The 6119-nt window shown below is 72.3% G+C and carries 5 protein-coding genes and 2 pseudogenes; 4 read left to right on the top strand and 3 right to left on the bottom strand.

Annotated elements, in window-relative coordinates:
• Positions 1-332, bottom strand: a 332-nt coding sequence (locus tag AC2W7M_RS18130) for a DUF1330 domain-containing protein (protein WP_486133802.1), incomplete at its 3' end; no start/stop codon positions are given.
• Positions 333-409: 77 nt separating this feature from the next.
• Positions 410-1219, bottom strand: a complete 810-nt coding sequence (locus AC2W7M_RS18125) for a crotonase/enoyl-CoA hydratase family protein (protein WP_486133800.1) — start codon at positions 1217-1219, stop codon at positions 410-412.
• An 84-nt stretch (positions 1220-1303) separates the two neighbouring features.
• Between AC2W7M_RS18125 and AC2W7M_RS18120 the strand changes: the two are divergent.
• The 4 genes and pseudogenes from AC2W7M_RS18120 to AC2W7M_RS18105 all read left to right on the top strand — a co-directional run bounded on the left by AC2W7M_RS18120 (position 1304) and on the right by AC2W7M_RS18105 (position 5414).
• Positions 1304-1898: pseudogene (locus AC2W7M_RS18120) on the top strand (TetR/AcrR family transcriptional regulator).
• Positions 1899-2346: 448 nt separating this feature from the next.
• A complete protein-coding gene (locus AC2W7M_RS18115; RefSeq protein ID WP_486133798.1) occupies positions 2347-3558 on the top strand; it encodes a D-alanyl-D-alanine carboxypeptidase family protein in 1212 nt (403 codons plus the stop codon).
• A gap of 95 nt (positions 3559-3653) precedes the next feature.
• Positions 3654-4863: pseudogene (locus tag AC2W7M_RS18110) on the top strand (CobW family GTP-binding protein).
• Complete coding sequence (locus tag AC2W7M_RS18105) at positions 4860-5414, top strand: DUF924 family protein (RefSeq protein ID WP_486133796.1); 555 nt, start codon at positions 4860-4862, stop codon at positions 5412-5414. Before AC2W7M_RS18110 ends, AC2W7M_RS18105 begins: the two are co-directional and overlap by 4 nt.
• On the opposite strand, the gene AC2W7M_RS18100 is transcribed toward AC2W7M_RS18105, so the two are convergent.
• The coding region (locus tag AC2W7M_RS18100; RefSeq protein ID WP_486133794.1) for a TIGR03862 family flavoprotein at positions 5404-6119 on the bottom strand (716 nt) is incomplete at its 5' end. The genes AC2W7M_RS18105 and AC2W7M_RS18100 overlap by 11 nt on opposite strands.

The following is a 6119-nucleotide window of genomic DNA, read 5'->3' as shown; positions in this document are numbered from 1 at the left end:
CCCTGGCCGGCCGGCAGGGGGCGGAAGCGCACCAGCCGGCTGTCGGCGACGCCCGCCTGCCGGTGCACCAGCGCCGCGCGGTAGCGCGGATCGGCGAACAGGGCGACGAACGCAGCCGGGCTCGGATATTCGGCGATGAAGGCGATGTCCCACGCCGTTCCCGCCGGGCCGACGAGGCTCAGCTCGAAGCCGCCGCGCCAGACGATGCGCCCGCCGAGATCGGCCAGCACCGGAGCGCTGAGCCGGCCATAGGCGCGGTAGGCTTCGAGGCCGGTCGCCGGGCGCCGGTCCTCATACGCCGCCTGAACGCGCAGCCGGATCAGGTTCAGCATGTGCACCGGGCCGGGCCGTCGTCGGCGCGGAACGCCTCGAACACCGGCTTGGCGAAGCTGGTATAGGCCTCCATGGCTCACGCTCCCGCCAGCGCCGACCACCGGCGGGATAGTCCGGCGCGCGCGGCGATCCAGGCGTCGAGCCCCTCGCGCAGGTCGGCGGTGGGCGCCATGCGGGCGAACTGCTCCGCCTCCACCGCCAGCCCCTCGGCGATCGGCAGATTGATGCCGCGCGTGACCGCCGCGAGGATGGTGGCGACGGCGAGCGGGGAGTGCACCAGGATCGCCTCCAGCATGGCGCGCGCCGCCGACAGCAGGTCTTCGTGCGGCACCACCGCGTTAACGAGGCCGAGTTCGAGCGCCCGCTCGGGCAGGAACGGCGCGCCGGTGAGCAGCAGCTCCATGGCGCGCTTGCGGCCGGCAAGGCGCGGCAGGCGCTGGGTGCCGCCGAAGGTGGGTGGCATGCCGAGGCGGATCTCGGGCTTGGCGAACAGCGCCCGGTCGCTGGCGATGGCGAGCGGCGCCGCCTCCGTCACCTCGCACCCGCCGCCGAAGGCGAGGCCGTTGACCGCCACGACGATGGGCTTGCGGTAGGCCTCGACGCGCGCCGTCAGCCGCTGTCCGCGCGCCACGAAGTCCCGCAGCGCCGCCTCCGGGCTCTCGGCCACCGAGCGTGCGAACTCCGGAATGTCGCCGCCCGCCGAGAAGGCGCGGTCCCCGGCGCCGGTGAGGATGACGCCGCGCACGCCGTCGTCCGCCTCGATGGCGTCCAGGTGGCCGAGCAGCGCGTCGATGGTCGCGTAGTTGAGCGCGTTGAGCTTCTCCGGGCGGTTGAGCGTCAGCGTCGCGATTGTCCCGGTGCGCGTGATGAGAACCGGCTGGGTCATGGGGTCACTCCTCCTGATGCGTTGGCGGGAGGATGGGCGACCGGCGCGGTTGAGTATACTCACTGGTCAGTATACATTGGCGCCATGCCGAAGCCCTCCGACACCCGCGCCCGCATCATCGACGCCGCCTCCCGCCTGTTCTACGCGGAGGGGATCGGCCGCGTGAGCGTGGACGCCGTCGCTGAGAAGGCGGGGGTGACGAAGCGCACACTCTATTACCATTTCGAGAGCAAGGACCAGCTGGTCGCCGCCTATCTCGACGCCCGCGACCAGCCCAACCTCAAGCAGATGGCGGGCTGGTACGCCGCCGCCGAGGGCGGCCGGCGAGAAGGTGGCGGCGATCTTCGCCGCGCTGGCGCGCGCGGCGCGCCATCCCAAATGGAAGGGCTGCGGGTTCCTGCGCACCACGGCGGAGCTGGCCGCCATGCCGGGCCATCCGGCGGTGAAGATCGGCGCGCGCCACAAGAGCGCATTCGCGGCCTGGCTGGCGGGCGAACTGGCGCAGGCGGGCTTCTTGGCGCCCGAGGCGCTGGCGCGCCACATCCTCCTGCTGCTGGACGGCGCCTTCTCCGCCTCGCTGGTGCACCGGGACGCCAGCTGGTTCGAGGCGGCGGGCGAGGCCGCACGGGCGCTTCTGGCGGCCCATCCGCGGGCGGGAGCGGGCGACGCGGCCGCCTGAGGAGCGCCGCCGGAGCAGCGTCTTTTTGGCGCCCGGCCGGAACGGCCAAGGTTCGCGCAAGTCATCGCCGCGCAACGCCAGTGTCCGCGCCAGACCTTGCCGGAATACGGCCAAATCATGGCCGGCACTGATGCGCGCCGGAGCGCGACCTAGCCCTATTTTACCCCGCTTTGTCGCTGCCAAGTCGGGTTCCGCCTTTTCGGCGGTGCGGAAAGCGGTTAAGGAGAGGCGGGAACTTTCGGGGGCTGCACCTGAGATCGAGGAGCCGTAGGCTTGGCGCGCACCACCTTCCTTTCGCCTGCCATCTTTGCGCCTGCCATCCTTGCGCCTGCCTTGCGCACGCTCGCGGCCTTCACTGTCGCTCTGGCGGGCCTGGCCATGGCGGGGCTGTCCGGCGCGCAGCCGCGCGCGCCCATCCCTATCTCCTGGTGGAGGCCGATAGCGCCGCGTGATCGAGCAGCAGGATGCCGGCGCGCCGTGGTATCCGGCCTCCGTCACCAAGCTCATGACCGTCTATGTCGCGCTGTCGGCGGTGAAGGACGGGCGCGTGACCATGGACACGCCATTCACCGTGTCGGCGCTCGCGGCCTCGCAGCAGCCCTCCAAGATGGGCTTCCCGCCCGGCACCAAGGTCACCCTCGACAACGCCCTCAAGATGCTGATGGTGAAGTCCGCCAACGACATCGCCGTGGTGATCGCCGAGGGTGTCGGCGGCTCCATGCCGGCATTCGTGGCCGAGATGAACGCCACCGCCCAGCGCCTGGGCATGACCGGCACGCACTATGAGAACCCCAACGGCCTGCCCGACCCCGACCAGGTGACCAGCGCCCGCGACCTGGCGCTGCTCGCCCGCGCCATCATCTATCACTTCCCCGAGCACGAGATGCTGTTCCGCATCCCGGCGATCCGGTTCGGCAAGATCGTGCTGCGCAACTACAACCGCCTGATCGACCGCTATCCCGGCGCGGACGGCATGAAGACCGGCTTCATCTGCGCCTCGGGCTTCAACCTCGTCGCCACCGCCACCCGCAACGGCAAGCGCCTGATCGCGGTGGTGCTGGGCGCCTCCTCCGCGGTCGGCCGCAACGAGGAAGCGGCGGTGCTGTTCGAGAAGGGCTTCCACCATTCCTGGCCGATCTTCGGCGGCGGCGCGAGCCTCGCTTCGCTGCAGAATGCCGGCGGCCCGCCCACCGACATGCGCGACGTGGTCTGCAACGCCAAGCGCAGGGGCACCGCGGCGGAGAACGAGGACGAGCTGGTGGCCGCCCAGAACGATAGCGGCTCGCCCTTCTCCTTCGCCGCCCCGGTGCAGTTCTCCGGCGCCGTGCTGCTGCAGCAGCAGCTCCCGCCCTCCATGCCGCCGGTGCGGGTCTATGCGGGCGTGAGGGCGCCGGCCGCCGACACGGACACCGGCATCGCCAGCGCCGAAAAGCCGAAGAAGCCCGCGGCCAAACCAAGCGCAGTCGCCTCGGCGTCCTCGGGGGCCAAGGACGGCGCAAAGGACGGGGCGAAACCCGCTGCCGCCGCCAGCACGAAGAAGCCGGTCGATCCCAAATCCGCCCCGGTGACGGCCGGTGCGGCGCCGGCCACCAAGCCGAAGCCGAAGCCCAAAAGCGAGACCCAGGCAGCGCCGCTGCCGCCGTCCAAGCCCCAGGGCTGAGCACCCGCGCGGCGCGCCCGCCGCCGTGACGGCGCAAGAGCGCGACGGGAGCGCGACGGGAGCGCGACGGTGGGGAATCGTGCTAGATCGAGCCCATGCCCGATCCCAGCGTCCCCGACCCCAGCGCGTCCCGTGCGCAAGACACCAGCGCGCAAGACACCAGCGCCCCAGACTCCAGCGCCTCCGCGCTGCGCCGCCGCCCGCCCCCGCCGATCCCCGTGACGGTGCTCACGGGCTTCCTCGGCGCCGGCAAGACCACCTTGCTCAACCGCCTGCTCGCCGATCCCGCGCTCGCCGACACCGCCGTGCTCATCAACGAATTCGGCGAGATCGGCCTTGACCATCTGTTCGTGCGCGAGGTGAACGAGGGGGTGGTTCTGCTCTCCTCCGGCTGCCTGTGCTGCACCGTGCGCGGCGACCTCGTCGCGGCGCTGGAGGACCTGCTGCGCGGGCGCGACAACAACCGCCTGCCGCCCTTCTCCCGCGTCATCGTCGAGACCACCGGCCTCGCCGATCCGGCGCCGATCCTCCAGACGCTGATGGGCCACCCCTATCTGGCTCTGCGCTACCGCCTCGACGGGGTGATCTGCGTGGTGGACGCGGTGAACGGCGCCGCCACCCTCGATGCCCATGAGGAGGCGGTGAAGCAGGTGGCCGTGGCCGACCGCATCGTGCTCGCCAAGTCGGACCTGCTTGCGGGAGCGGAGGGCGAAGCCGTACGTGCCGCTCTGGCCGCCCGCCTGCGGCACCTGGCGCCCGCCGCCCCCATCCTCGACGCCGCGGCGGGCGAGGCGGACGCCGCGCATCTGCTCGAAGCCGGCCTCTACGATCCCTCCGGCCAAGATCCCCGACGTCGCCCGCTGGCTCGCCGCCGAGCAGGTGGCCGCGGCGCAGGAGGCGGGCGGCCAGGCGCCCGATCCCAACCGCCACGACGCCCGCATCCGCGCCTTCACGCTGGCCACCGACGCGGCGATCCCGCTGGCGACGCTCGACCTGTTCCTGGAGCTGCTGCGCGCCACCCACGGCGCCAAGCTGCTGCGCATGAAGGCGATCGTGAAGGTCAAGGAGCATGTGGAGATGCCGCTGGTGCTGCACGGCGTGCAGCACCTGATGCACCCGCCCGCGCGCCTTCCCGCCTGGCCGGACGACGACCATCGCACGCGCCTCGTGATGATCGTGCGCGACCTCGACCCGAAGGTGATCGAGCGCCTGTTCCACGCCTTCCTCGGCGTGCCGCAGGTGGACGCGCCGGACGCCGCCGCGCTCGCCGACAACCCCCTTTCGCCACCCGGACTGCGCCCATGATCAACGCCCCCGCTGCCGTGCTCGGCTTCTGGCTGGCCGCCGGGCCGGACAAATGGTTCACCGCCGACCCCGGCTTCGACGCCGAGGTGCACGCCGCCCTCCTGCCGCTGCACGAGGCCGCGGCCGCCGGCCGGCTCGACGGCTGGATCGCCACGGCCGACGGCGCGCTCGCTCTCGTCCTGCTGCTGGATCAGGTGCCGCGCAACGTGTTCCGCGGCACGCCGCGCGCCTTCGCCACGGACCCTGCCGCGCTCAAGGTCGCGGAGACGGCGCTGGCGCGCGGCGACGACGATCCCGCCCGGCTCGGGGACTATGCCGCGCTGACGAACTTCTTCTATCTGCCGCTGATGCACGCGGAGGATCCGGCGCGGCAGGCGCGCTGCGTCGACCTCTACCGCCGGGCCGGCGACGCGGACGGGCTGAAATACGCGCTGATCCACCAGGAGATCATCGACCGCTTCGGCCGCTTCCCGCACCGCAACCCCATCCTCGGCCGCCATATGCGGCCCGAGGAGCAGGCCTATCTGGACCAGGACGGCTTCAAGGGGTGAGGCGGGCGACGACGCCTTCCGCCGCCGCCCGCCCGGTGGAGAAGCAGGCCTGCAGCAGGTAGCCGCCGGTGGGCGCCTCCCAGTCGATCATCTCGCCGCACACGAAGGTGTCGGGGCGGGTGCGCAGGGCATAGTCCCGCCCCACCTCCGACCAGGCGATGCCGCCGGCGCTGGAGATGGCGCGCGCAAGGCCGGACGTGCCGGTGACGGTGACGGGCACCGCCTTCACCAACGTGGCGAGATGCGCGGCGTCGCGCGGCCCGTCCGGTCCCAGCGCCTCGCGCACCAAACCGGCGGCCGGCGGGGCGAGGCCCGCCGCCTTGCGCATCAGATTGGAGAAGGAGAGCTTGCGCGGCGCTGCGGCGAAGCGCGCGGCGAGCAGGTCCGCCTCCAGGTCCGGGCGCAGGTCCACCAGGAGCCGGGCCGGGCCGTCCTGTGTCGCGCGCCGCAGGCGCTTCGACAAGGCGTAGACGGCGCCGCCCTCCAGGCCCTCCTCGGTGACCATCGCCTCGCCGCGCACCCGGATGCCGTCGATGGCGAGGGCGATGCGCTTCAGCGGCGCGCCGGCGAAATGGCTGCGGTAGGGCTCCGACCAGGGCACGCGGATGCCCATGTTGGCGGGCGCGAAGTCGGTGACGTGTATGCCCTTCTCCTTCAGCAGCGCCTGCCAGGCCCCGTCCGAGCCGAGGCGCGGCCAGGAGGCGC

This window comes from Xanthobacter sp. BG11Y11_SDJG (assembly GCF_057364445.1).
The sequence above is the reverse complement of the archived record's forward strand: the minus strand, read 5'-3'. Positions and strand labels throughout refer to the sequence as shown.